The sequence below is a fragment of the Microbacterium sp. JAI119 genome, assembly GCF_013410135.1.
GTDB lineage: Bacteria > Actinomycetota > Actinomycetes > Actinomycetales > Microbacteriaceae > Microbacterium > Microbacterium oxydans.
Window position 1 is genome coordinate 42,478 of record NZ_JACCCK010000007.1, and the last position, 22,330, is coordinate 64,807.

The following is a 22,330-nucleotide window of genomic DNA, read 5'->3' on the forward strand; positions in this document are numbered from 1 at the left end:
TCGGATGCTCGGTCCCAGGTCTGTTCATCGGGACGGCATCTGCCCCTCGCCGGGCATCCGCACTACTGTGAGCGGTGATGCGGGCGGACGCCCCGACGGAAGGATTCACCATGGCTCTTGACGACATCCTCAACCAGGTGCCGATCGACGACATCGCCGAGAAGCTGGGCGTCTCGCGGGACGAAGCCAAGGTCGCGGTCGAGCAGGGCGGCGCGGTGCTGCTCGGCGGCCTCGCCAAGAACGCCGAGACGGATGAGGGCTCCGCGGCGATCCGGAACGCGCTGAAGAAGCATGAGGGCGCTTCCGGCGCGTCGAAAGTCGACGACATCGATCAGGCCGACGGCGGCAAGATCGTCTCCCACATCCTCGGTTCGAAGGAGAAAGAGGTGACGAAGGAGCTCACGGAGTCGAAGGCGACCCCCGGCATCGACTTCGGCAAGCTCCTTCCGATCCTCGCCCCGATCGTGATGGGCCTGATCGCGAACGCGACCAAGGACAAGTCGGCGAAGGCCGACGCGGGCGCGGAGGGCTCCGGCGGTATCGGCGATGTGATCGGCGGATTGCTGGGCGGCGGCAACAGCGGCGGCTCGTCCGGCGGCATCGGCGATGTCATCGGCGGACTCCTCGGCGGCGGCAACAGCAGCGGTTCCGGCGGCGGCGTCGACCTCGGCGGAATTCTCGGCGGCCTGTTCGGCGGCAAGAAGTAAGACCACATGCACGCATCCGGTCGCGCAGCGGTGGTCCCCGCTCAGCGACCGGATGCGGCGAAGACGATGCGCCCCCCGTGGCGCACGGCCGAGCACTCCGGCAGGTCGATCGGCCCCTGACCATTCCAGTCGGTGACCAGCCGCGCGACCTCGATCGTCTGCGACCTGGTCAGGCTCACCCCGAACTCGCTGTCGACGACGAGCCGGATGATCCGGTTGCGCAGTGCGGCGGGATTCGCGGCGAGCGCCGCCACGCTGACGGAGATCCCGGCTTCCGCATGCTCGACGATGTCCTCGATCGTCTCGTGGATCATCTCGTCGAACGCCTCGGCGTCCTCCCGGAGCTGCTCCGCCGTGCGGGCGAGGGCCTCGGCGATGCCGGGACCGAGCTCGTCTTCGAGAACCGGGAGCACGCGCTCGCGCACCCGGACCCTGGCGTAGCGGTCGTCGCGGTTGTGCGGATCGTCCCACGGCGTGAGGTCGGAGGCGACGCAGAAAGCGCGCGTCGTCTCGCGGCGCACGCCCAGGAGCGGACGCACCCATCGCACACCGTCCTCATCCTCACGGACCGGAGCCATCCCCTGCAGGCTGGCCGCCCCGGAGCCACGAGCCAGGCCGAGCAGAACGGTCTCCGCCTGGTCGTCGAGCGTGTGCCCGAGAAGCACGGCGGCGGCTCCGACGTCGGCAGCCGCGTCTCGCAGCACCCGGTATCGCGCCTCTCGGGCGGCGGCCTCAGGACCGCCCTCCCCTGCGACGTCCACGCGCACGATCAACGGGTCGAGGCCGAGGTCGGCGGCTGCACGAGCCGCCGCGGATGCGACGTCTGCCGAGTCGTGCTGCAGGCCGTGATCGACGGTCAGGGACGCGACACGAAGTCCGAGCTTGGGCGCTTCGAACGCGACGGCCGCGGCGAGCGCGAGCGAATCCGCACCCCCGGACAGGGCGACGATGACGGCCGCACCCTCGGGAAGGTCGGCGAGCGCGGTGCGCACGGCGAGGCGGATCTCGGCGATGGCGGGAGCGAGTGACGGCACGCCTCCACGCTAGGGCACCGCAGGGAACGGCGCGCCCTGTCCCGATCGCCGGCGACGGCCGCGGGCGGGGCTATCCTGACGCCGTGACCGATGAGACGAGCACACGACCGTTCCGCACCGAGAGGTTCAAGGCCTTCGTCGATGCCGTCGTCGCGATCGCCATGACACTGCTCATCCTCCCGCTGATGGAGTCCGTCTCCGAAGCGGCTTCCGGTCAGCTGACCACCGCCGAATTCCTGAACGAGCACGCGGGTCAGCTGCTCAGCTTCGGGTTGAGCTTCCTCCTCATCGCGACGTTCTGGATGGGCCACCATCGCCAGTACCGCGACGTGGAGTGGGTCACCGTCCCCCTCCTGTGGATCAACGTCGCGTGGATGGCGACGATCGTCTGGCTGCCCGTTCCCACGGCGATGATCGGGCAGATGGACACCGACGCCCTCCAGGCGGTGGTCTACATCGGCACGCTGATCATGACGCAGGTGACGACTCTCGCCGGCTGGCTCTATCTCGCGCGTCACCGCGAACTCACCACGGCGTCGACCGAGACGATCCGGCTGGGGGCGATCGGAGACCTCGCGGCGATCATCCTGTTCGCCGCAGCCCTCGCCATCGCCGTCCTCGCTGCGCCGAACGGGTACGCCGGGCTCTTCCTGCTGCTGCTCAGCGACCCGACGAGCAGGCTGTTGAATCGGCTGCTGCGCAGGCGCGGAACCGAAGAGCCTCGGCCGGAGACCGACGCCGGATCCTGAGCATTCACTGCCCACGGGGGTGCGAGCGCCGCAGGTAGGCTAGTCGGCGGTATCCAACCGAACTTTTCCTGAGGAGCACACGCATGGGCGCACACGACGCCGTCATCGAGATCCCGCGCGGCAGCCGCGTGAAGTACGAGGTCGACCACGAGACCGGGCGAGTGCACCTCGACCGCGTGCTCTACACGACCTTCGGCTACCCGGCCGACTACGGCTACTTCGACAACACGCTCGGCGAGGACGGCGACCCGCTCGACGTGCTCGTGCTGCTCGACCACGCCATCTACCCGGGAGTCGTCGTGGAGGTCCGCCCCGTCGCCGTGCTCAAGATGAGCGACGAGGCCGGCGGAGACGACAAGCTCGTCGCCGTGCTCTCCAAGGACCCGCGCTGGGCCCACATCCAGGACATCGACGACATCGCCGAGTACACGAAGAAGGAGATCGCGCACTTCTTCGAGCACTACAAGGACCTCGAGCCCAACAAGTGGGTCAAGGTCGACGAGTGGGGGAACGCCGCCGAGGCGCAGCGCATCCTCGACGAGGCGATCGTCCGTTTCGGCGAGCAGGGCCACTGACCCTCACGCACGCAGAAGACCCCCGGTTCCGCTCAGCGGCCGGGGGTCTTCTTCATGTCAGGAGGGAGCGGCTCAGGCCGACACTCCGCGATCGCCGAGGAACGCGACGGGGTTCACGGGGCGCCCGTTGACGTAGACCTCGAAGTGGAGGTGGCAGCCGAACGAGCGGCCGGTGTTGCCCGCATATGCGATGACCTGGCCGGAGTTCACGCGCTGACCCGAACGGACGAGGATGCCGCCGTCGCGGATGTGGGCGTAGCCCGTGCCGATGCCGCCGCCGTGCTGGATGCGGATGTAGTTGCCGTAACCGGAGTTGGGGCCCGCATAGTCGACGGTCCCGGAGTTCGCGGCGTAGATCGGAGAGCCACAGCCGTTGGCGAAGTCGGTTCCGTAGTGGAAGGACGAGGAGCAGCCCTGGGAGCCGCACTGCACGGAGCGAGGGCCGTAGCCCGAGCTCTTTCCGCCGCCGTGCGGACGGCACCAGCCGCCGGAGCCCTGGCTTCCGCCACCGCCTCCGCCGCCACCACCGCCACCGGCCGCGGCTGCCGCCGCTGCGGCAGCGCGCTCGGCGGCTTCGCGTTCGCGACGGGCCTTCGCCTCGGCTTCGACACCGGCCTGGTAGCCGGCCACCGTCTGAGTGGTCACGTCCTTGAGGGCCGCGAGCTGAGCCTGCATGGTGGCGAGGTTCGCGGACTGCTCGTCCAGGGCGGCTTGAGCGGCTTCCGCCGCCTGCTGCGCGACGACCATCTTCTCTTCGGCGACCTTCTGCAGCCGGTCGCGCTCGTTGCGGGCGACGACGGCCTGGTCGCTGAGCGACTGCGCCGAGTTGCGAGCGGCGACAGCCTTGTCGTAGACCGACTGGTTGTACTCGAGCAGCTTGTCCATCGTGCCGAGGCGCGCGAGCAGCTCATCGGCGTTGTTCGCCGACCCGGCGAAGAACAGCTCCATGGAGGTGTCGTCGCCGCCGTTGCGGTAGAGCTGCGCAGCCACCTGTCCCGCCTTGCGGGCGGAGCTGTCGGCGACCGCAGCCTGCTCGTCGGCCTTCGCCTGCAGGGTGTCGGCTTCGGTCGCTGCGGCGAAGTACGCCTGCTGCGCGTCGTAGAACTCCTGGGATGCGACCTTCGCCGCGGCCTGCGTCTCGGCGACCTTCTGCGTGAGGGACTGGATCAGCCCTTCGATACGCGAGACCTCGGCAGCCTTGGCCGCCTCGTTGTTCTTCGCCCGCTGCACGTCATCCCAGCTCGGGTACGTGGCGGCATACGCGGCACTCACACCGTTGGTGATGCCGAAGGCGCTGAGCGCCACGACGCCGAGCGCGCCGATGCCGAGGGCTCCTCGACGACTGATGCCTGTCGCACCGAAGGCGCGGCGTTCTGTGGGAGTGGGCGCGCAGCCGCAGTCCTCGGACGCTGCTGCGACCGCAGCATCCAGCGTGATCTTGTCGTTCACACGGCCCCTTCCGCCGGTTTCACAGTTGCCACAGTAACAACAACTTTCACATCCGCACCAGGGGCACGGCCGCTCCTCCGTCTTCCACCGACCCCTCGATCGTGCCCCGGAAACACGCCCGGGTTGCGGCGCCGCGCCCTCGATTCGCGATTTGCCTGAAACATCCCTTATGCTTGAGCGTCGGCAAGGAAGTCCCCCGGGACTGACTCGGCCCCATCGTTTAGCGGCCTAGGACGCCGCCCTTTCACGGCGGTAGCACGGGTTCGAATCCCGTTGGGGTCACACCTTCCGATATAATTAAACAAGTATGGCCCTGTAGCGCAGTTGGTTAGCGTGCCGCCCTGTCACGGCGGAGGTCGCGGGTTCAAGTCCCGTCAGGGTCGCTCCGTGCGACGAGCTCTTTCTTCGGAGAGGGCTCTTCGTCTAGGACGCGACAGGTTCGCCGGTCGCGCGGCTCTGTAGCTCAGTTGGTAGAGCGTTCGACTGAAAATCGAAAGGTCACCGGATCGATGCCGGTCGGAGCCACACGAGTGATCGTTACAATCACTCCAGAAACCCTCGCCTAGCTTCTACATGGCGGGGGTTTTGCTTTGCCCGCGGCGAGACCTTTCCACCGACGCCCTGTGATCAACTGGTCCGTATGCGTCCCGAGCAGTCGTCCGTCATCCCGGTCGAAGTCGTCCGAGGCTTCCGGTCCCGGGACGATACGACGCGCGAATGGGCGGCCCAGGTGTCAGCCGTCGCGCTGGACCTGCAGCAGCGGTGGGAGCTCCGCCCTGAAGGCACGGTCCGATCGGGAGAGGCCGGGGTCTTCATTCCGGTGCGCCGTGCCGATGGAACACCCGCGGCGTTGAAGCTGCAGGTCCCCCGCGCCGAGACCACGGCTGCGATCATCGGCCTCACCCGTTGGCAGGGAGCCGGCATCGTCCGCCTGCTGGACAGTGATGCCGACCGCGGAGGGATGCTGCTCGAACGCCTCCAGGGAGACCGCGCTCTGGAGACCGTCGAAGACGACGATGCTGCCGTCCGCGTGGTCGGTGGCCTCCTCGCACGCCTGCACGCTGTGGCCGCCCCGGACGGGCTCCCCCGGCTCGCGACGATCACCGCCGAGATGATCGCCGATGCTGCCGCGGCAGCGCGCGTGCTCGATGACGATGATCGGTCCCGGCTGGACCGATGGGTCGACACGGTGTCGGCGGTGGCCGATGACACCGGCGACCGTCTCCTGCACTGGGACCTGCACTACGGCAACGTGCTCGCAGCCGACCGCGAACCCTGGCTGGCGATCGACCCGGAGCCGCTCGTCGGCGATCCCGGATTCGACCTCTGGCCCGCGCTCGACAGCGGGTGGAGCGACGATCCCGCCCCCACCGATGCACCCCGGCTCGTACGGCGACGCTTCGACATCCTCACCGAGATGCTCGACCTCGACCGCCACCGCGCTGCCGCCTGGACCCGTGCCCGCCTGCTGCAGAACACCCTGTGGGACATCGAAGACGGTCAGCCCGCCATCAGCGCGGCAGCGAAGCTGGTCGACGATGCGCTCCTCGCCGCCCACAGCTCCGAGATGCGGTGAACGCACCGAAACGGGTTCGCGTCGAGCGCTCTTCGCGAGGTGGAAGGCCCCGTCGTCGTCACAGCGATTCCGCAGCCTCCCGCGCTTGCTCCAGATCGTGCGCCGCCACTTCCGTGCGCTGAGCCGCAGCAGCTCGCTCCGCCTCCGCGCGCGACACCTCGGCCTCGGCGCGCTCGGCATCGGCGCGGGCGCGGGCGAGCTCGGCCTCGAGTTCGGCGGTCCTGTCCGAGAGTTCAGAGATGTGCGCTCGCACCCTCTGCAGCGCCGCATCCCTCCGTGCGAGCTCTCGCTCCGCGACCGTGTGCTCCTTCTCCGCCGCCGCGATCGCCCGCTCGGCGTCCCGGCGCGCCCGTCGCGCCTGCAGTTCATCCGTCGGAGGTCGCGGCGTCGGCTCGCGGTCGGGCACGTCGCCCGCCACCGCCTCACGGATATCGCTCGCCGTGGCCGAGGGATCGAGAGCCCGCAGCAGTCGGCCGGAAGCGACGGCTGCGGCCGCCGCCGGATCGAAGAACGCCGCCGAGATGGTCTGCTCGACCGCCTCGAGCGTCGACGGCGTCACGCGCTCCCCGCGCGCTGCGGCCAGCTCTCCTGCGGCCTGAGCGAGCCGCCGTGTGAGGGCACGGCGTTCCCGTCCCAGCTTCGCCAGCGCCGGCGCGTCCAGGTCGTCCTGGGCTTCGCGAAGCTCTCGCGCGAGCTCCAGCGCCTCCCCGAGCTGCGCCGCCCGCTCGCGCGCGAACACGTTCACCACCCAGGCCGCGATCGACGGCTTCCTGAGAGCGAGGATCCGGGAAGCGAGCTCCGGATCAGCCTCCCCCGCCCGGGCCTTGCGCGACGCCACGAACGATTCCGGGGCGTCGGAGTACAGCACGGCTGCGATCTCCTCGAACGTGGGACCGACCATGCCGCCACCCTACGCCGATACCGGTCGCCCGCCCGGGCTCCGCCCTGTGATCCCGACCGCGATCACAGCAGGTCGTACTCCCCGCCGTACGGCACCGCACTGTCGCCGGTGTCCCGCGCGTCGAATTCCACCGTCTCGACTGAGATCACGACGTGTGTGACCGAGGAGATCAACACGCTGACCGAGCGATTGCCCACCACCGAGAATTCGACGAACCCGCCTCCGGTCTGGATCGCCTCCTCTATCCGACCTCTCAGCTCGACGGCATCCTCCCCCTGCGCCAGGAAGAACTCTGATTCATTGAGCGCAATCCGCGTGCGCGCCATCGTCTGCACCTTGTCCTCCGCTCGTTGTCATTCCGTTGTCGTCATGCTGAGACGGTAACGAGTACATCCGGGCTCGCAGAGGGGGTTGCGCATGGGCCGCAGAAGAGGCAGTGCGCCGGTGTACCGTGATCACATGGGCAGACTCCGCTACGACGGGACCTCGGATCCGATCCTCATCGAAGACGCGACTCTGGCGCACCTCAAGATCGTCATCTCGACCAAGCTCCGCCGCCAGGAGAGCTTCATGATGACCTGGCTCCCGGTCAACGGCGGGGTCGACAAGCGCGCCACCGTGTGGATCCATCCGGCGATCCCGCTGCAGTTCGGGTACGACGCCGCCGAGCCTCCGGCGATCGATCCGCGACTGATCGCCGACATGATGCAGGCGCTCAACGCGTCAGGCGAACTCGTGCTCGATCATCTGATCTCCCCCGCCTGACCCCGAGTACCTCCGCAGGACCCGCCGCGGATCCGGCTACGCTGTGCCCGTGGATGCCGCCCCCTATCTCCTGCTCGGTCTGCCGATCCTCGCGCTGATCATCGGCGGCCCGATCCTCAGGAGTCGTATGGGTCGCCGTGCCTCTGCAACCGGAGCCAAGGCAGGAAAGAAGTTCGCGGACGAGAAGCTCGAGACGGCGCTCGGCGAACTCGGCACCACTCTGGTGATCCACGCACCAGAGCCGCGCGCGAGAGAGATCATCGCCTCCGCGATGGCGGGGAAGGAACGGGAGTACGTGATCCGCAGCGACGGCGGTTACGGCATCCGCTTCGTCGAACCCGATGACACGCTCGTCCGACTCGTTCCCGTCACCGAGGGCACCCGGATGCAGATCGAGACCTTCCGCGACTACTTCGGTTTTCCCCAGACCGTTCAGTTCTGGACGGAGCTGCGTGCACGCGTCGCCGCCGCGGCGGAAGCCCACGAGGTCACGGTCGCAGAGGGAAAGCCCATCCGCTACGTCCGCGGCGAGACGATCGACGACCGGAACGCCCGCTGGGTGCAGGCCCCCTGACCTGGGTCACGCGCCTTCAGCCGATGCAGGCGAAACACGGACGCACAACAAACCGCAGACGCAACTAGGCTGGAGGGCGCGCCCCGCCCGCCGGGCCTCCGCCGGGTCACGGTGGTGGCGTGCGCCCTGACGACCTCCTCCGGTCCACACGGTCCCGACTGACGGGACGGAGCCGCCGCTCCCGGTGTGGCCACGCCAGAAAGGCAAATACCCATGAGCGAATCCCCCGGAACCGCAGACCGTGACGGCGAGCGCTCGCCGGACTTCTTCGACCAGCTGATCGAGACCTCGCCCCGCGACCAGCAGGGCGCGTTCACCATCGGCTTCCGCGGATACGACAAGGGCGAGGTCGACGCCGCACTCTCCGCGCTTCGCAACCAGCTCAAGCAGGCCGCCGCAGACGTGGCCGAGGCTCAGGCGCGCGAAGAAGAAGCCGTCGAAGCGGTGCGGGAAGAGGAGCGCAAGGCTCGCGAGGCGCTCGAGAGCGAGCTCACGGCCGCGAACGCCAAGGCCTCCGACGCCGAGCAGCAGGTCGCCACACTCACCTCCGAGCTCGTCGACGCCCCGCAGCCCGACGGCGAGGAGGCCCCGTCGCGCCAGCAGTTCGAAGCGATCCTCCGTGTCGCGGAAGAGCAGGCGAACGTCCTCATCCAGAACGCCGCGGTGCAGGCCGATCGCCTGATGACCTCCGCTCGCGAGGAGGTGGCCGCGCAGCGCGCCGAGGCCGAGGCCGACGCGGAGCGGATCACCGACCAGGCGCAGCGCGACGCCGACCAGGTGCGCCTGAAGATGGACACCGAGTACACGGCTCACGAGGCGCGCATCGAGCGCGAGGCCGCGCACGCCGCGGAGAAGGTGAACCAGGCCGCTCAGGAGGCCACGGCGATCCGCACCGAGGCCGAGAAGGGCGCGGCAGCACTGCGCTCCCTCGTCACCCGTGAGACGACCCAGCTGCGCGCCGATGCCGAGCGCGATGTGCGCGACATGAACGCCCGCGTGCTCGAGTTCGAGGAGACCCTCACCCGCCGTCAGGACGACGCGCAGCAGGAGTTCCTGGTGCTGCACAACCAGGCGGTGGCGCACGCGGAGCGGATCACCAACGACGCCAACGAGCAGGTCACGGCCTCGCTCGAGCACGCCCAGCGCATCTCTGCACGCGCCGAGGACTACGAGCGCCTGACCCGCTCGCAGGCGCAGGCGATCGAGGCCGAGGCTCAGGTCCGCGCACGTGAGACCCTGGAGCGCGCACGCGCCAAGGCCCAGAAGATCGTCGATTCGGTCACCGGCCACACCACTGCCGTGCTGCACGACGCGGAGGACCGCACCCGCCAGCTGCGGTGGCAGCAGCAGCAGCTGTCGAGCTTCATGGCGGAGGTGCGCGAACTCATCCGCCCCGACGGCATCTTCTCCGACGAGTCCCTGCCGACGGAGATCACCGGAGCGGACGCGCCTGCCGCCCCGGCTCCCGAAGCTGCGGTCGCCGACGAGGCGCCGGAGGAGACCTTCCTCGGCGACGAGGTGCTCGAGGACGAACTCGACGATGACCGTCCGCTCGAGAAGATCACGATCGACGTGGTGGAGACCAAGAAGAAGTCCTCAAAGTAACGCACGAACGACAGAGGCGCGAGCAGGGATTCCTGCTCGCGCCTCTGTCGTTCCCGGACTGATCAGGCCCGGTGATGTCTGGGGCTACCCCCGGCCGAACTGCGCCACTGCCGGGCAGTCGAAGGGATCGGCTCCGGCGGAGAGACCGACCCGGTTCAGGTACTCGATGACGATCATGTAGGACCGACCGAGGCTGGTCTCCGTGTAGGGCACGTCGTTCGCCGCGCAGTAGTCGCGAACGATCTCCCGCGCCTTCGCGAGGTGCGGTCGCGGCATGCTCGGGAAGAGGTGGTGCTCCACCTGGTAGTTGAGGCCGCCCATGAGCCAGGTCGTCCACCATCCTCCGCTGATGTTGCGGGAGGTGCGCACCTGCTTGGTGAAGAAGTCGAGACGGGCGCCGGGCTCGATGATCGGCATCCCCTTGTGGTTAGGCGCGAACGCGGCCCCCATGTAGACGCCGAAGACCGCGAACTGCACCCCCATGAAGGCGAAAGCCATACCGAGGGGGAGCATCATGAACACGGGCACCAGGATGAGGGCAAACCGAAGCGCAATGATGCTCAGCTCGGTCCAGCGTCCCTTGACGTTCTTCGTCGTCATGAGGTACTTCAGGCCGAGGAAGTGGAGGTTCAGCCCCTCGAGGGTGAGGAGCGGGAAGAAGAGCCAGCCCTGCTTGCGGGTGATCAGCTTGATCAGGCCCTTGGACTTGGCGGCATCCTCCTCGAGGAACGAGATCGTGTCGACTTCGATATCGGGGTCCTTGCCGACCTGGTTCGGGTTCCCGTGGTGCTTGGTGTGCTTCGAGTCCCACCACGAGTAGCTCATGCCGATGCTGGCGATCACGATGCGGGCGAGCTTGAAGTTCGCCGGCCCGGTGGAGAGGATCTGGCGGTGCGCGGCCTCATGCCCGAGGAACGCGATCTGCGTCAGGACGATGCCGAGCCCTGCGGCGATGAGCAGCTGGAACCAGCTGTCGCCGAGCAGGATGAAGCCGGTGATGAGACCGCCGAGCGCGACAGCGATGCCGGTGGCCACGAAGATGTAGAACCACTGGGTCCGCTGCAGCAGCCCGGTCTCCTTGACCACCTGCGAAACCTGCTTGTACGCCTTCGCCATGGGAGGGAAGTCTGCGTTGCCGGAATACGTCTGACGAATCGGACCCAGCGTTGCCGCGGTCGGTTCGATCTGTGTGAGGGAGATGATCTTCTCCTGACGATCGGAGCCCTTGAGCTGTGAAAGCCCAAGGCAGCTGCCCAACGCTTACCTCACAGTAGCCCTAGCTCTATACGCGTCAGGGAATACATCGGAACCTCTCGCCGACCCTTCAGCCGAGCCCGGCTGCGGATGTCCGAGGGGGCTCAGGCCCGCGCGCGTCGGGTCCGGCGTCGCCACGCTCGCGGAAGGATCGAGGGGAAGTCGGGGGTCGACCGAGAGGGTCGGTTCGCGTCTTCGAGGGCGCGGAAGGCGGCATCGAGCGAATCGAAGACTCCGAGTTCGGTGCCGTGATTGTCGCGCACGAGGTGCGCGCTGCCGTCGAACTCGACGAAGCCTGCGAACTCGCCGCCGCGCGTCGCGACGTGCACATCGACGTCGGCCTGTTTCCAGGTCAACGGGTCGGAAGGGGGAAGTGTGGTGCTGCTCATGGTCATACTCATTGCTGTGTGGCGGACACGCGTGGCGCTCCGCAAGATGTGAGACCGAGGGCGGATTCCGCACGCATCGATGTGCGCGGTCCGTGATGGCCCTGATCAGTGGCGACGTGGCGGCCGAGAGGGGCGATGCACACACGTTGCTCGACAAGCATAGCAGATCTCCCCTCTCGACCTCAGGAGCCCCGATGTGGCTCAGCTCGACGGCCGGCCGCCGCCTGGCCCGCCCTGACTTCCGCCCGCGGCGGGAGCTGTCTCGGTATCGATGCCGACCACGAGCGTCGCCGTATACCCGCCCTGCACGCCGCCCGTGACCGTGGCCAGTTGCAGCGCTCCGGAATCGTCGCCGAAGACGTTGTCGCTCGCCAGCGTGATCTGCGACAGATTCCTCGCGGATCCGTCGTAGGCCGACTCGGCGTAGACGTCCGCGCATGCCGCTTCCGGAAGTGCCAGCTGCGAGGTGGCGATGGCCGCCGTCGAGTCGGTGATCGAGCCGACATCCGGATACACCTCGAAGTGGATGTGCGGCCAGCGGCCCGAGTAGCACCCGGGGAACACCGAGGTGAACGAGACCCTGCCGTCGGCGTCCGCCACCTGCACACCCCTCAGGTAGGTGACGTCCTCCAGCCCCGAGGAGTACATCGAGTACTCTCCCTGGGCGGTGCAGTGCCACGCGTAGACGGCGACACCGGCGAAAGGCAGGCCTCCGTTCGCCAGATCGATGACCCGCAGCTCGAAGGTGAGGGGCACTCCCTCCGCCGTCGCTCCGCCGTCGATCGAGGACCGGATGTCCTGACGCACGATGCCGGCGTCCTCGAGCACATCGGGCCCGTTCGAGCCGTCTCCCGGATACGGCCCCGCCGTCTCGTCGGGGATCTCATCGACGCTCACGGACTCGCCATCCGATGTCGTCGTCGTGCTGGGCGTCGGTGTCGACGTCGCAGCTCCGACCGAGTCGGACGGCGTGCAGGCCGCGAGGACCACGGCTCCGATACCGAGCCCCGCGAGGCCGAGCACACCGCGCCGGCTCAGCAGGGTGCGGATGTCGAAGGCCGCGCCCTGGTCGACGACCTCCTCGTCGGCACGATCGAGCAGCCTCCCCTCGTACGCCGGACCATCGGGGGTCTGGGTGGGTTCCGGAATGCTCATGATGCTCTCCTCCTCGACGAACTGTTGGTGATGACCACCAGCGTCGCGGAGCTTCCGATCAGGCGCTCCTGCGCCCGCTATGCCTTTTCTATGTGCGGGGAATCGACCGGCGGACGCAGCACCAGCACCACCACGACTCCGACGAGGATGAGGGCGGTGAGCGTCACCGGAACCGGCAGCACGGGGTCGAGCAGCACCAGCACCGCCGCGACCGGGACGACCGTGTTCACGACACGATCCGCGTTCTCACGGATGGCGATCCACCAGATGCCCACCAGGAAGATCGCGATCGGGATGGTGACCGTGAACGATGCGGCGATGTTCGACAGATGGCTCTTCCCGGTCAGGACGTCGAGCTCCACCTCGATGCCCGCCGAGAAGGCGGCCGCCGCCGCGAAGACGAAGTAGTGCGTGTATCCGTAGCGCAGCGACCGCGCGAAGCTCGAGATGGCACGGTGATGCGGTGGCCAGAAATAGATCCACCAGAGAGACGCCGTCACGACGAGCGTCAACACCGAGATCGCGATCAGCGGCCCGAGACTCTCGACCTTGTCGAGCGCATCGATGATCGCGTTCGCCGAGGCCAGCAGGCTCTCGCCGAGCACGATGAGCGTGAAGAGTCCGTAGCGCTCGGTGATGTGATGCGGATGCCACGGATTCTGCTTGCGGAACTCGGCGAACACCGGGACGCTGATCTCGATCAGGGCGAACAGCACGAACGCGGCGATCTGCAGGGGGCCGGTGGGTATGAGGAGGAACAGGATCCACAGCACCTGGACGGCAGCGATGCCGAACGCGTACCGTCGCGTCACCGACCGCAGCTGACCGGCCGACCGCGACGCCCGCAGCCACTGCGCCACCATCGCCACGCGCATCACGACGTACCCGAGCACCGGAACGGTGAAGTCCCCCTCGTTGAACGCTCGGGGGATGCCGGCGGCGAAGACGAGGACGCCGCCCATCTGCACGAAGGTCGTGACGCGGTAGAGCCAGTCGTCCGTGTCGAACGATGTGGCGAACCAGGTGAAGTTCATCCAGGCCCACCAGATCGCGAAGAACAGCATCGCATAGGACGTGATGCCGTGCAGGAACTCTCCTTCGCTGAGGGCGTGGTGCAGCTGAGCGGAGGCGATGCTCACCGCCACCACGAAGACGAGGTCGAAGAAGAGCTCGAGCGGACTCGCGGTGCGATGCGGCTGCGCCGGGTCGCGCGGCAGCATGGTTCGCAGCTGGAAGCGTGGATTGTCGATGTTCGCGGTCACCGCGACAGGATAGCCCGCCGGCGGCCGCCTCCCGCAGCCGCCGTTCATCCAATCAACAGAATTACCTTCCGGTGCAGCCGGTGTTCCGCTACACTGAGTCGAGTCTGCAGTGCCTGCTGTCAGCGATCACCGTGTGGGACGGTGAGAACGCACTCCGTGATGTGGGAATCATGGGGAGTTTCAGCAGGACCCGAGGGGTCGGGACGCAGACGAAAGCCGTGAACGTGGGGTTCATGGTCTGGGGAAACTGGGGAAACACATGTCGCACTGGGGATTTCTGCGTACATTCACGGCTCATGGGGCCTCGGCATGACTTCCGTCGAGGATGCCCTGAGCATCGCTCGTACGGGCTTCGTGCCGGTCGCGGCTCCGCGAGCCACGAAGTCGGTGACGCGCACGGTGGTCACGCCGCGCGCTTCGGCGACTCTGGAACGGCGCCGTCAGTGGGAACGTCGCTATCGGATGCAGCTGCGGATCACGGATGCGGCCGTCATCCTTTTCGCACTCGGTCTGACAGCAGCGATCCAGCTGGCGAACGGCGTCTCCGGGCCTGAGGTCCTCCGCGACGGCATTCCGCTCGCCGCGCTGTGGTACCTCCTGCTGAGCGCGCTGCACACGCGGGACGCCGCGTTGTTCCGCGCCAGCGCCACCGAGTACCGCGGCGTCGTGCACGCCACGGGACTCGCGTTCGGGATCATCGCCATCGTGGCGGTGCTGCTCGCCTGGAAGACGATGCAACTGACGCTGCTGCTGGGGCTGCCCGTCGGTGTGCTGACTCTCCTGGTGACCAGGTGGCTGTGGCGTCACTGGCTGCAGAAGCAGCGATCCCAGGGGAGGTTCGCCTCCCGCACCCTCGTCGTCGGCAATAGGGACGACGTGGAGTATGTGGTCCGGACGCTGCACCCGATCGGCGCCTCCGGCTACCAGGTGGTCGGCGCGACGCTGCTCGACGGCAACGCTCGCGACATCGTGATCGACGACACGCGGTTCCCGGTCCTGGGGAACGTGAACTCCGTGTCGTCGGTCGCGGCCGAGGTCGGTGCCGACACGATCATCGTGGCGAGCCGCCCCGAGGGCGAGCCCGAGTTCGTGAAGCAGCTCAGCTGGCAGCTGGAAGGGACCGCCGCCGAGCTCGTGCTCTCGAGTCGCCTCACCGACGTCGCGGGTCCGCGGATCTCCTTCGCGCCGGTGGAGGGACTGCCGCTGATCCAGGTGCAGATCCCCACCTATGAAGGTGGCCAGCACCTGCTCAAGCGCGCCCTCGACATCGCCGTGGCCACGGTCGCGCTGATTCCCATCGCGCTGCTGGCTCCCGTGCTCGCGCTGCTGATCAAGCTGGACTCCCCCGGCCCGGTCTTCTTCTTCCAGGAGCGGGTCGGCCGCGACGGTCGACGGTTCAAGATGGTCAAGTTCCGGTCGATGAAGACGGACGCCGAGCAGCAGCTCGCCCTGCTCAAGGAGCAGAACCAGGGCGCCGGACTCCTGTTCAAGATGAAGGACGACCCCCGCGTCACCCGGGTCGGCCGAGTGCTGCGCAAGCTCTCCCTCGACGAGCTGCCGCAGTTCTGGAACGTCCTCATCGGCGACATGAGCGTGGTGGGGCCTCGGCCGCCGCTGCCCAGCGAGGTCACCGCCTACGACGGCACCGTCTTCCGTCGCCTGTACATCAAGCCGGGGATCACGGGGCTGTGGCAGGTCTCCGGTCGGAGCGACCTCTCCTGGGACGAGAGTGTCCGGCTCGACCTGCGCTACGTCGAGAACTGGTCCGTGATGAACGACCTGCAGATCATGTGGCGCACCGCCAAGGTCATGGTGCAGCCCAGCGGGGCATACTGATCGGATGAGCAATTCGAACCGCCTCACCATCGCGATGGTGGGGACCAGAGGAGTGCCCGCAGCATACGGCGGCTTCGAGACCGCCATCGAAGAGGTCGGACGCCGTCTCGCCGACCGCGGACACGACGTCGTCGTGTACACCCGCGGCTCCGAGCGGCGCGAGAAGGAGTACCTCGGTATGAGGGTCGTGCACCTTCCCGCGATCCCGGTGAAGCAGATCGAGACGCTGAGCCACACGGGGCTGTCGGCTCTGCACCTCATGTTCCGGCGGCGGCCGGATGCGACCTTCGTCTTCAACGCGGCGAACTCCCCGTTCCTGCCCCTGCTGCGATTGCGCCGCGCGCCGGTCGCCCTGCATATGGATGGACTCGAATGGCGACGCTCGAAGTGGGGTCCGCGCGGCAAGGCGTACTACCGCTGGGCTGAGCAGTTCGGGGTGCGCACGGCCGATGCACTGATCGCGGATGCGCCCGGGATCGCCGACTACTACCGGCACCAGTTCAACGTTCCGACCGAGCTGATCCGCTACGGCGCCCCGATCCTCGACCAGCTTCCGGAACGTGGCGTCGCCGAGATGGACCTCACCCCTGAGGGGTATCACCTGGTCGTCGCACGGTTCGAACCGGAGAACCATGTGCTCGAGATCGTCCGGGGTTACCGCGACAGCGACGCGAAGCTGCCGCTCGTCGTCGTCGGCTCGGCGCCCTACAGCGCGGGGTACACCCAGGAGATCCAGCGTGTGGCGGACGGCGACGACCGCATCCGTCTCGTGGGGGGCGTCTATGACCAGGAGCTGCTCGATGCGCTCTATGCGAATGCGCTCACGTATCTGCACGGCCACTCTGTGGGCGGCACCAACCCCTCGCTCCTGCGCGCCATGGGGGCCGGGACCGCTGTCATCGGCTTCGATGTCCCCTTCAACCGCGAGGTACTCGACGGCAACGGGTGGTTCTTCGCGGATGCCGCCCAGGTCGCCGAGCAGGTGATGGCCGCCGAATCCGACCCGGCAGCGACCGCGGCCAAGGGCACCGCCGTGCAGGAGATCGCCCGCACCCGCTTCCGCTGGGATGATGTCGCGGACGAGTACGAGGCACTCGCGCAGCGGATCTCCGAAGGTGCGACCATTCACCCCTCAGCCAGGCGGGCACGCCGACGGTCGACGGACTGGGCGCCCGTTCGCGCCGAATCGAGCACTTCGTGAGCAACGAGTCGAAGCGACCGACCGTCCTACTCGTCCACCCCGGCGCCGAGATGTTCGGGTCCGATCGCATGCTCCTGGAGAGTGCCATCGGCCTCGCCGAATCGGGGGTGCGTGTCGTCGTCGCTCTGCCGAGTTCCGGCCTTCTCGTGAACGAGTTGCGCGCGGCCGGCGCAGAGGTCGTCATCCTGCCGATGCTCGTGCTCCGCAAAGTGCTGCTCACCCCGCGCGGACTGCCGAGGCTGTTCCGAGACACGTTCCGAGGGCTGGGCGCTGCCTGGCGGCTGATCGGCCGGCTGCGTCCCGATGTCGTGTACGTCTCGACGATCATCATCCCCGAGTGGCCGCTGATCGCCCGGCTGCGCGGAGTCCGCACCGTGAGCCACGTGCATGAAGCCGAGGCCTCGGGCAACAGGATCGTCAATGCTCTCCTCTACTCCCCCCATCTGGCCTCCCATCAGACCCTCGTGAACAGCCGGTTCAGTCTGGACACCATCCGCACCGCGCTCCCCGCCCTGGCCCGGCGCTCGCACGTGGTGTACAACGGCGTCGCTTCTCCCCCGCACCCGCTGTCTCCCCGTCCCCGCACAGAGGGCCCCCTCCGCGTGCTCTACATCGGGCGTCTCTCCCCCCGCAAGGGCCCCGATCTCGTGATCGCGGCGGCCTCACGACTCCACTCCGCCGGGCGCGCAGTGGAGGTCACCCTCCTCGGCGCGGTGTTCGAGGGCTACGAGTGGTTCGAACGCGACCTTCGTGCGCAGGCGTCCGAGGCCGGGGTCACCGTCGACTTCGCCGGATTCCACACCGACATCTGGCCGTTCCTCGAGAAGGCCGATGTGCTGCTCGTGCCATCGCGCGTCGACGAACCCTTCGGGAACACCGCCGTCGAAGGCGTCCTCGCCCTGCGACCGGTGATCGCGAGCGACAGCAGCGGACTCCGGGAAGCAGCAGGCGGTTACGGCACGGCGAGGCTCGTCGCGGCCGGCGATGCGGAGGCGATCGCTTCCGCGCTGACCGACATCGACGCCCGGTGGGATGAGATCGTCTCGACCGTCGCAGACAGCCGCGCCGAGGCCCTGCGCAGGCACGCGCCTCAGGTCTACCGCTCGAGCATCTCGACGCATCTCCTGGGCTGACCCGCACCCCGGTCTGCCACACCCGCCGGCGGGTCAGCGCTCTCGCTACACCTGTTCCAGCTCGCCCACGGTGAGCCGCTTCTTGTTCCGGACGATGTAGATCGAGAACGGGATCAGCTGGCACACGACGAGGGCGAAGGCGACGCCGATCAGGGGTCCGGCGATGCCCAGCACGGGAGTGAGCACGAACGAGAGGGTGATGCCCACGGCCGCCATGCTGAGCGTGGGGATCACCTGGAAGCGGATTCCCGGCTTGTCCATGATGAACATCCCCAGGGGGTACACGGCCGCCGTCATCATGATCATCAGACCGAAGGCGAAGATCGTGCTCGTGCGCACCGTCAGCTCGCCCTGGGTGATGAACCCGAACAGCCACGGGCCGACGAGCCACACCATCACGGTCGCGACGCCGATCGCCGCAGCGAACAAGACCGACAGCAGGAACGGCCCACGCCGGAGGTCACCGTCGTGGCGGCTCTTCGCGAAGTGCGGCCAGAGCGCGAGTCCACCGGCCATCACGAGTCCGTTGAGGGCGAAGAACACCTGGCCCGCCACGCCGTACTCGGCGACGTCGGTGGGTCCGCCCAGCTGAGCGATCACGTAGCGCTGCGAGCCGACGGCGATCGGATACGTCACCATCTGGGCGAGCATCGGCCACCCGACGTCCATCACCCGCACGCCCGGGTAGCGGCGAGGATGCAGGACCATCCGGGCGGCCGAGGGGATCAGCGGCGAAGTCGTGCGAGCCGTGATGAGGATGCCGAGCACGGATACCAGGAAAGACGCGCCGAAGGAGGCGATCGCCACGAAGGAATGGAGACTCTCGCCACCGAAGGTGAGCATCAGCCAGACGCCCGTCATCGTGAGCGGCGAGATCAGCCCCTGGAGGAGGATCACGATGTGGTTGCGACGCTGGCCCAGCATGATCCGCGCCCACACCCCGAGCGGGATGCCGAGACAGAAGATCGTGACGCAGTAGAAAGCGGCCAACGAGGCACCCGGTCGCCCTCCGGCTTCACCGAACACCAGCTCCCAGGCACCCGTGAGCACGAGCACCGTGTTGATCGCCATCGCCGTGGCGGCGAAGGTGAGCAGCACCCGGCCGACGGAGGTGAGCTGGTACCGCAGCTTCTCGTCGGTGCGCACGTTCGTGCTGGTCGCGACAGCGTTGACGAGGACCGCGCCGCTGCCGAGGTCTGTGAACGTCAGCAGCGAGGGGATGGTCGTCAACAACGTGTACAGGGCGAAGCTGTCGACGCCGGCGCCGCCGATGATCATCCGGGTCGTGATGACGCCGCAGACCAGCGCGATGACCATCGTCAGCGCACGCGCGCCGACAGCGAGAAGAGAACCCATGTTTACATCGTCACCGGGGCAGGGCTCCCAGTGTCGTGCTGCTGCCGGGGAGTCGCGATACTGAGGCGATGTCGGACGGCACCGGCACCGCCACCGACCCCTGCGTCGCGGCGAACTGCGGCAGCAGGGCGAAGCCGGCGTCGACCACCGGGGCTCCCTCGACGAACTGCGACCGTCGATCCTGCCCCGTGGCCGCGGTGAACGCGGCCAGCGTATCCGTCACCGCGGGGTCTCTCGAGACGGAACCCTTCGACCACGCGGAGAACCAGCGGGGGGTGCCCGGTGACGTGCGGTGATAGAGGTTTCCGTTGACGCTCGACATCATCTGCGAACCCGTGTACTGCAAGGAGAAGTCCTGGACGCAGACCAGGCAGTTGCCCGCGCTCTCGGCCACGATGTTGTTCGATGCCACGATGTTCCTCGTGATCCAGGACGCCTCGGGTGCGTACCGCGTCCGCGGGTCGTGCCCCGGCGTGTTCGGGTCGGAGGCGCGGCGGGCGTCCATCGCGATGCTGATGTTCCGGTTCCCGTTGCCGACCAGCGTGTTGTTCCAGATCTTGACGCTGCCGGAGTTCAGCACCCACAGGCCGAACTCTCCGTTTCGGGCGATGACGTTGTCGGCGATGACCGCACGTTCCGACAGCTCCACCATCACGCCATGCCCGGTGTTGCCGATCACATCGTTCCCGGTGAACGCGATATCAAGCACGGACTCGTCGAACCATGGTCCGCGGCCGTCGTTCCCGGTGAACGCGCTGTCCGTGACGGTCACCCCCCTGGTGCGGGTGACCTTGAACGCGCCGGACACCGGTGCGTCGTTGAAGTGCTCCATGTTGTTGCCCACGGAGAGCATCTGCGTCACGGTCAGTCCGTCGGCCTGCGATGCGCCGCCGCCCAGCAGACCGTTGCCGATCAGGGAGACACGGGTCAGCGTGGTCGCCGGCGCCCACGAGTAGAAGCCTGTGGTCGAGTTGTCGCGGATCGTCACATCGGTGAGCGACACGTGCGGTGCAGCGGCGATGACCGTGCCCATCTGCGGGACGCTGGTGGCGTATCGGCGCACTCCGATCCCGCGCACCTCGGTCCCTGCGGAGCGGATGGAGAGCGCCTGCGTGAGCACGCTCGCCTCGACCGACTTGCCCGACGGGTTCGTTCCGATCACCAGACGCTTGGCGGAATCGTCGACGAAGAAAGTGCCTTCTGCGACCTGGGCGACGGATGCGACCTCGCGCAGCTGGACTCCTGCCACCCAGACCTGATCCGGGTGCGCGGCCATCGGGTGCGCCGGATCGACGAATCTCCACTCCGCCGCCGTGTTGTCGGGCGCGCCCTTCGTGTAGGTCGGACTCGCATCGAGGGCTGTGTTCCAGCCGTCGACGAACCAGGTGCTTCCCGAGGCCTTCCAGCCGGTGACCGGCTCGGCGCCGTCGAACCACACGGACTCGTTGGGCGCCGGCTGGATGGTGACCCGCTTCTGCGCGGGCACCACGACCTCTTCGTGGTACGAGCCGCCACGCAGGACGATCGTCCCCCCGTTAGGGACGATGCGGAGCGCGGCAGCGACCGACTTGACCGGTGCGTTCCTGGTGCCGGAGGCTCCGTCGAACCCTGCGGGTGAGACGTAGACGGCCGTCGCCGGAGCTTCGTACACGAGCGTCCCTGGGGCTTTGGCCCCTGGTTCGCCGCGCAGGCCCTCAGGCGTCACGGGAGGCACCGGCTCGGGTTCAGGGGCCGGTGTGGGCTCCGGGGCCGGTGTGGGCTCAGGAGCCGGGGTCGGCTCAGACGGGGTCGGCGTGGGCTCGGGAGCCGGCGTGGGCTCGGGAGCCGGCGTGGGCTCAGGAGACGGCGTCGGGGTGGGCTCAGGAGCCGGGGTCGGCGCGGGTTCAGGAGCCGGAGTGGGCTCGGGAGCGGGTGAGGGCTCCGGGGACGGCGCGGGCGCGGTCACCGCGAAGTCGTCGATTCCCACCGGAACAGCAGCCCTGGCCCCGGAGGACGTGTAGAGCGCGAAGCCGTATCCTCCTGCGGACTGAATCCGCGCGTTCGAGTCGTCGGAGTACGTCACCTGCCAATCCGCCGGCTCCGCGGCGTTCGACTCCCAGGCCTTGGCCGCCAGCGCCACCGGACTCGTGCCGGCGACGCTGAACGCCACCGTCAGCGTGTCACCGCCCGTCACGGTGAGGGGAAGCCGACGCTCGGCCAGATGCTGCACGCGCATGAGGTCGGTGAGCCGCACGACCGATACGTAGGCCGAGCCGTCGGGATGGACGCGCACGCGCACCCCGTACGAGTCGGCGCCGGACACCCGGACCGCCTGGGAGAGGTAGAGCGGCCCTCCCACGGGCAGCTCGGGAACGGTCAGCGAGAACCGGCTGTCCACATCAGCGGTGACCGCACCGTCGATGGTGGCCCTGGCGGTGATACCCGGCTTGCGACTCGCGAGCAGCGCCTGCTCGCCGGTCACGCTCGCCGTCGCTTCCACGACACGCCATGGGCCGTCGGGCGAGGACCCCCACCCCGAGTCGACCGTGCGATCCATGTCGTCGGCGATGACGGGAGCGTCCGTGGCATCGGCGGACTGTGCGAGGAGCGGAGCGTCGTCGGCCAGTGCCGACGCAGGAACGGCTGTCAGCGCCGTCGTGAGCGCGACGGCAGCGGTCAGCACTCCTGCGAGCATCGTGCGGGTGCGTCGCCGGGGCGGACTCGAAGTCTCGCGTGAGGTGCGGTCGAGGAGCGGAGTGGGCACGGTGTCACCGTCTTCTGGGGCAGATTCATGATCACCCCGCAGCTCCGCCGCAGTTTCAACCCCGGG

General features: G+C 68.1%; 20 protein-coding genes and 3 tRNA genes. 13 read left to right on the plus strand and 10 right to left on the minus strand.

All coding sequences use genetic code 11. The annotated features are described in order from the left end of the window. Nucleotides 1-110 precede the first annotated feature (110 nt). The gene (locus HDC31_RS19070; protein WP_113681721.1) at nucleotides 111-707 is read left to right on the plus strand and encodes a DUF937 domain-containing protein; all 597 of its coding nucleotides are present in this window, start codon (nucleotides 111-113) and stop codon (nucleotides 705-707) included. 41 nt (nucleotides 708-748) lie between these two features. Here the strand turns inward: HDC31_RS19070 and tilS are convergent, their stop codons facing one another. Next, nucleotides 749-1,741, minus strand: coding sequence for a tRNA lysidine(34) synthetase TilS (gene tilS, locus HDC31_RS19075; RefSeq protein WP_179516422.1), 993 nt, complete (start codon nucleotides 1,739-1,741; stop codon nucleotides 749-751). An 83-nt stretch (nucleotides 1,742-1,824) separates the two neighbouring features. On the opposite strand from tilS, the gene HDC31_RS19080 reads away from it, so the two are divergent. Both HDC31_RS19080 and HDC31_RS19085 read left to right on the plus strand, forming a co-directional pair. Next, nucleotides 1,825-2,490: a TMEM175 family protein gene (locus tag HDC31_RS19080; protein ID WP_113680978.1), complete on the plus strand. Its 666-nt coding sequence runs from the start codon at nucleotides 1,825-1,827 to the stop codon at nucleotides 2,488-2,490. An 83-nt stretch (nucleotides 2,491-2,573) separates the two neighbouring features. Further along, nucleotides 2,574-3,065: an inorganic diphosphatase gene (locus HDC31_RS19085; RefSeq protein WP_017204665.1), complete on the plus strand. Its 492-nt coding sequence runs from the start codon at nucleotides 2,574-2,576 to the stop codon at nucleotides 3,063-3,065. Between the two features lie 72 nt (nucleotides 3,066-3,137). Here the strand turns inward: HDC31_RS19085 and HDC31_RS19090 are convergent, their stop codons facing one another. After that, a complete protein-coding gene (locus HDC31_RS19090) occupies nucleotides 3,138-4,514 on the minus strand; it encodes a M23 family metallopeptidase (RefSeq protein WP_179516423.1) in 1,377 nt (458 codons plus the stop codon). A gap of 209 nt (nucleotides 4,515-4,723) precedes the next feature. On the opposite strand from HDC31_RS19090, the gene HDC31_RS19095 reads away from it, so the two are divergent. The 4 genes from HDC31_RS19095 (at nucleotide 4,724) to HDC31_RS19110 (ending at nucleotide 6,090) form a co-directional block, all read left to right on the plus strand. Beyond that, nucleotides 4,724-4,796 (plus strand) — tRNA-Glu (locus tag HDC31_RS19095). 27 nt (nucleotides 4,797-4,823) lie between these two features. Beyond that, nucleotides 4,824-4,897 (plus strand) — tRNA-Asp (locus HDC31_RS19100). 69 nt (nucleotides 4,898-4,966) lie between these two features. Continuing rightward, nucleotides 4,967-5,039: transfer RNA gene (locus HDC31_RS19105), tRNA-Phe, on the plus strand. Between the two features lie 115 nt (nucleotides 5,040-5,154). Beyond that, entirely contained in the window at nucleotides 5,155-6,090 is a 936-nt protein-coding gene (locus HDC31_RS19110; RefSeq protein ID WP_113680616.1) for an aminoglycoside phosphotransferase family protein, read from the plus strand. A 58-nt stretch (nucleotides 6,091-6,148) separates the two neighbouring features. Here HDC31_RS19110 and HDC31_RS19115 read toward each other — a convergent pair whose 3' ends face one another. Both HDC31_RS19115 and HDC31_RS19120 read right to left on the minus strand, forming a co-directional pair. Next, nucleotides 6,149-6,991, minus strand: a complete 843-nt coding sequence (locus HDC31_RS19115) for a transposase (protein WP_179516424.1) — start codon at nucleotides 6,989-6,991, stop codon at nucleotides 6,149-6,151. Between the two features lie 62 nt (nucleotides 6,992-7,053). Further along, the gene (locus HDC31_RS19120; protein WP_218867944.1) at nucleotides 7,054-7,317 is read right to left on the minus strand and encodes a hypothetical protein; all 264 of its coding nucleotides are present in this window, start codon (nucleotides 7,315-7,317) and stop codon (nucleotides 7,054-7,056) included. A gap of 133 nt (nucleotides 7,318-7,450) precedes the next feature. Between HDC31_RS19120 and HDC31_RS19125 the strand changes: the two genes are divergently transcribed. The 3 genes from HDC31_RS19125 to HDC31_RS19135 all read left to right on the plus strand — a co-directional run bounded on the left by HDC31_RS19125 (nucleotide 7,451) and on the right by HDC31_RS19135 (nucleotide 9,935). Further along, nucleotides 7,451-7,756, plus strand: coding sequence for a hypothetical protein (locus tag HDC31_RS19125; RefSeq protein ID WP_046746757.1), 306 nt, complete (start codon nucleotides 7,451-7,453; stop codon nucleotides 7,754-7,756). A gap of 49 nt (nucleotides 7,757-7,805) precedes the next feature. Next, the gene (locus HDC31_RS19130) at nucleotides 7,806-8,330 is read left to right on the plus strand and encodes a hypothetical protein (RefSeq protein WP_231728855.1); all 525 of its coding nucleotides are present in this window, start codon (nucleotides 7,806-7,808) and stop codon (nucleotides 8,328-8,330) included. 213 nt (nucleotides 8,331-8,543) lie between these two features. Next, entirely contained in the window at nucleotides 8,544-9,935 is a 1,392-nt protein-coding gene (locus HDC31_RS19135; protein ID WP_046746759.1) for a hypothetical protein, read from the plus strand. Between the two features lie 84 nt (nucleotides 9,936-10,019). Here the strand turns inward: HDC31_RS19135 and HDC31_RS19140 are convergent, their stop codons facing one another. The 4 genes from HDC31_RS19140 to HDC31_RS19155 form a co-directional block, all read right to left on the minus strand. Then, nucleotides 10,020-11,138, minus strand: a complete 1,119-nt coding sequence (locus tag HDC31_RS19140) for an acyl-CoA desaturase (protein WP_307723518.1) — start codon at nucleotides 11,136-11,138, stop codon at nucleotides 10,020-10,022. Nucleotides 11,139-11,293: 155 nt separating this feature from the next. After that, entirely contained in the window at nucleotides 11,294-11,578 is a 285-nt protein-coding gene (locus HDC31_RS19145; RefSeq protein ID WP_127011755.1) for a hypothetical protein, read from the minus strand. 201 nt (nucleotides 11,579-11,779) lie between these two features. Continuing rightward, nucleotides 11,780-12,733 carry an intradiol ring-cleavage dioxygenase gene (locus HDC31_RS19150; RefSeq protein ID WP_061018778.1) on the minus strand — a complete coding sequence of 318 codons (954 nt, stop codon included), beginning with the start codon at nucleotides 12,731-12,733 and terminating at the stop codon, nucleotides 11,780-11,782. Between the two features lie 77 nt (nucleotides 12,734-12,810). Further along, on the minus strand, nucleotides 12,811-13,953 hold the full coding sequence (locus HDC31_RS19155; RefSeq protein ID WP_061018789.1) for a low temperature requirement protein A: 1,143 nt from the start codon (nucleotides 13,951-13,953) through the stop codon (nucleotides 12,811-12,813). A 351-nt stretch (nucleotides 13,954-14,304) separates the two neighbouring features. Here HDC31_RS19155 and HDC31_RS19160 point away from each other — a divergent pair, with 351 nt between their 5' ends. Genes HDC31_RS19160 through HDC31_RS19170 form a run of 3 tightly spaced genes read left to right on the plus strand, consistent with a single transcriptional unit; the run spans nucleotide 14,305 to nucleotide 18,165 of the window. After that, entirely contained in the window at nucleotides 14,305-15,831 is a 1,527-nt protein-coding gene (locus tag HDC31_RS19160) for a sugar transferase (RefSeq protein WP_061018776.1), read from the plus strand. 4 nt (nucleotides 15,832-15,835) lie between these two features. Then, nucleotides 15,836-17,032, plus strand: coding sequence for a glycosyltransferase (locus HDC31_RS19165; protein WP_113681722.1), 1,197 nt, complete (start codon nucleotides 15,836-15,838; stop codon nucleotides 17,030-17,032). Next, the gene (locus HDC31_RS19170) at nucleotides 17,029-18,165 is read left to right on the plus strand and encodes a glycosyltransferase (protein ID WP_113681723.1); all 1,137 of its coding nucleotides are present in this window, start codon (nucleotides 17,029-17,031) and stop codon (nucleotides 18,163-18,165) included. Before HDC31_RS19165 ends, HDC31_RS19170 begins: the two co-directional genes overlap by 4 nt. Nucleotides 18,166-18,210: 45 nt before the next feature. On the opposite strand, the gene HDC31_RS19175 is transcribed toward HDC31_RS19170, so the two are convergent. Further along, nucleotides 18,211-19,521, minus strand: a complete 1,311-nt coding sequence (locus HDC31_RS19175) for a lipopolysaccharide biosynthesis protein (RefSeq protein ID WP_113681724.1) — start codon at nucleotides 19,519-19,521, stop codon at nucleotides 18,211-18,213. Between the two features lie 10 nt (nucleotides 19,522-19,531). After that, nucleotides 19,532-22,264 carry a right-handed parallel beta-helix repeat-containing protein gene (locus HDC31_RS20450; RefSeq protein ID WP_179516425.1) on the minus strand — a complete coding sequence of 911 codons (2,733 nt, stop codon included), beginning with the start codon at nucleotides 22,262-22,264 and terminating at the stop codon, nucleotides 19,532-19,534. Nucleotides 22,265-22,330 lie beyond the last annotated feature (66 nt).

Bases quoted from the DNA above. Each gene is read 5' to 3' on its own strand.
- HDC31_RS19165 (WP_113681722.1), top strand. From the start codon at position 15,836: ATGAGCAATTCGAACCGCCTCACCATCGCGATGGTGGGGACCAGAGGA.
- HDC31_RS19110 (WP_113680616.1), top strand. From the start codon at position 5,155: ATGCGTCCCGAGCAGTCGTCCGTCATCCCGGTCGAAGTCGTCCGAGGC.
- HDC31_RS19155 (WP_061018789.1), bottom strand. From the start codon at position 13,953: ATGCTGCCGCGCGACCCGGCGCAGCCGCATCGCACCGCGAGTCCGCTC.
- HDC31_RS19160 (WP_061018776.1), top strand. From the start codon at position 14,305: ATGACTTCCGTCGAGGATGCCCTGAGCATCGCTCGTACGGGCTTCGTG.
- HDC31_RS19115 (WP_179516424.1), bottom strand. From the start codon at position 6,991: ATGGTCGGTCCCACGTTCGAGGAGATCGCAGCCGTGCTGTACTCCGAC.
- HDC31_RS19175 (WP_113681724.1), bottom strand. From the start codon at position 19,521: ATGGGTTCTCTTCTCGCTGTCGGCGCGCGTGCGCTGACGATGGTCATC.
- HDC31_RS19070 (WP_113681721.1), top strand. From the start codon at position 111: ATGGCTCTTGACGACATCCTCAACCAGGTGCCGATCGACGACATCGCC.
- HDC31_RS19150 (WP_061018778.1), bottom strand. From the start codon at position 12,733: ATGAGCATTCCGGAACCCACCCAGACCCCCGATGGTCCGGCGTACGAG.
- HDC31_RS19125 (WP_046746757.1), top strand. From the start codon at position 7,451: ATGGGCAGACTCCGCTACGACGGGACCTCGGATCCGATCCTCATCGAA.
- HDC31_RS19120 (WP_218867944.1), bottom strand. From the start codon at position 7,317: ATGGCGCGCACGCGGATTGCGCTCAATGAATCAGAGTTCTTCCTGGCG.
- HDC31_RS19145 (WP_127011755.1), bottom strand. From the start codon at position 11,578: ATGAGCAGCACCACACTTCCCCCTTCCGACCCGTTGACCTGGAAACAG.
- HDC31_RS19135 (WP_046746759.1), top strand. From the start codon at position 8,544: ATGAGCGAATCCCCCGGAACCGCAGACCGTGACGGCGAGCGCTCGCCG.
- HDC31_RS19085 (WP_017204665.1), top strand. From the start codon at position 2,574: ATGGGCGCACACGACGCCGTCATCGAGATCCCGCGCGGCAGCCGCGTG.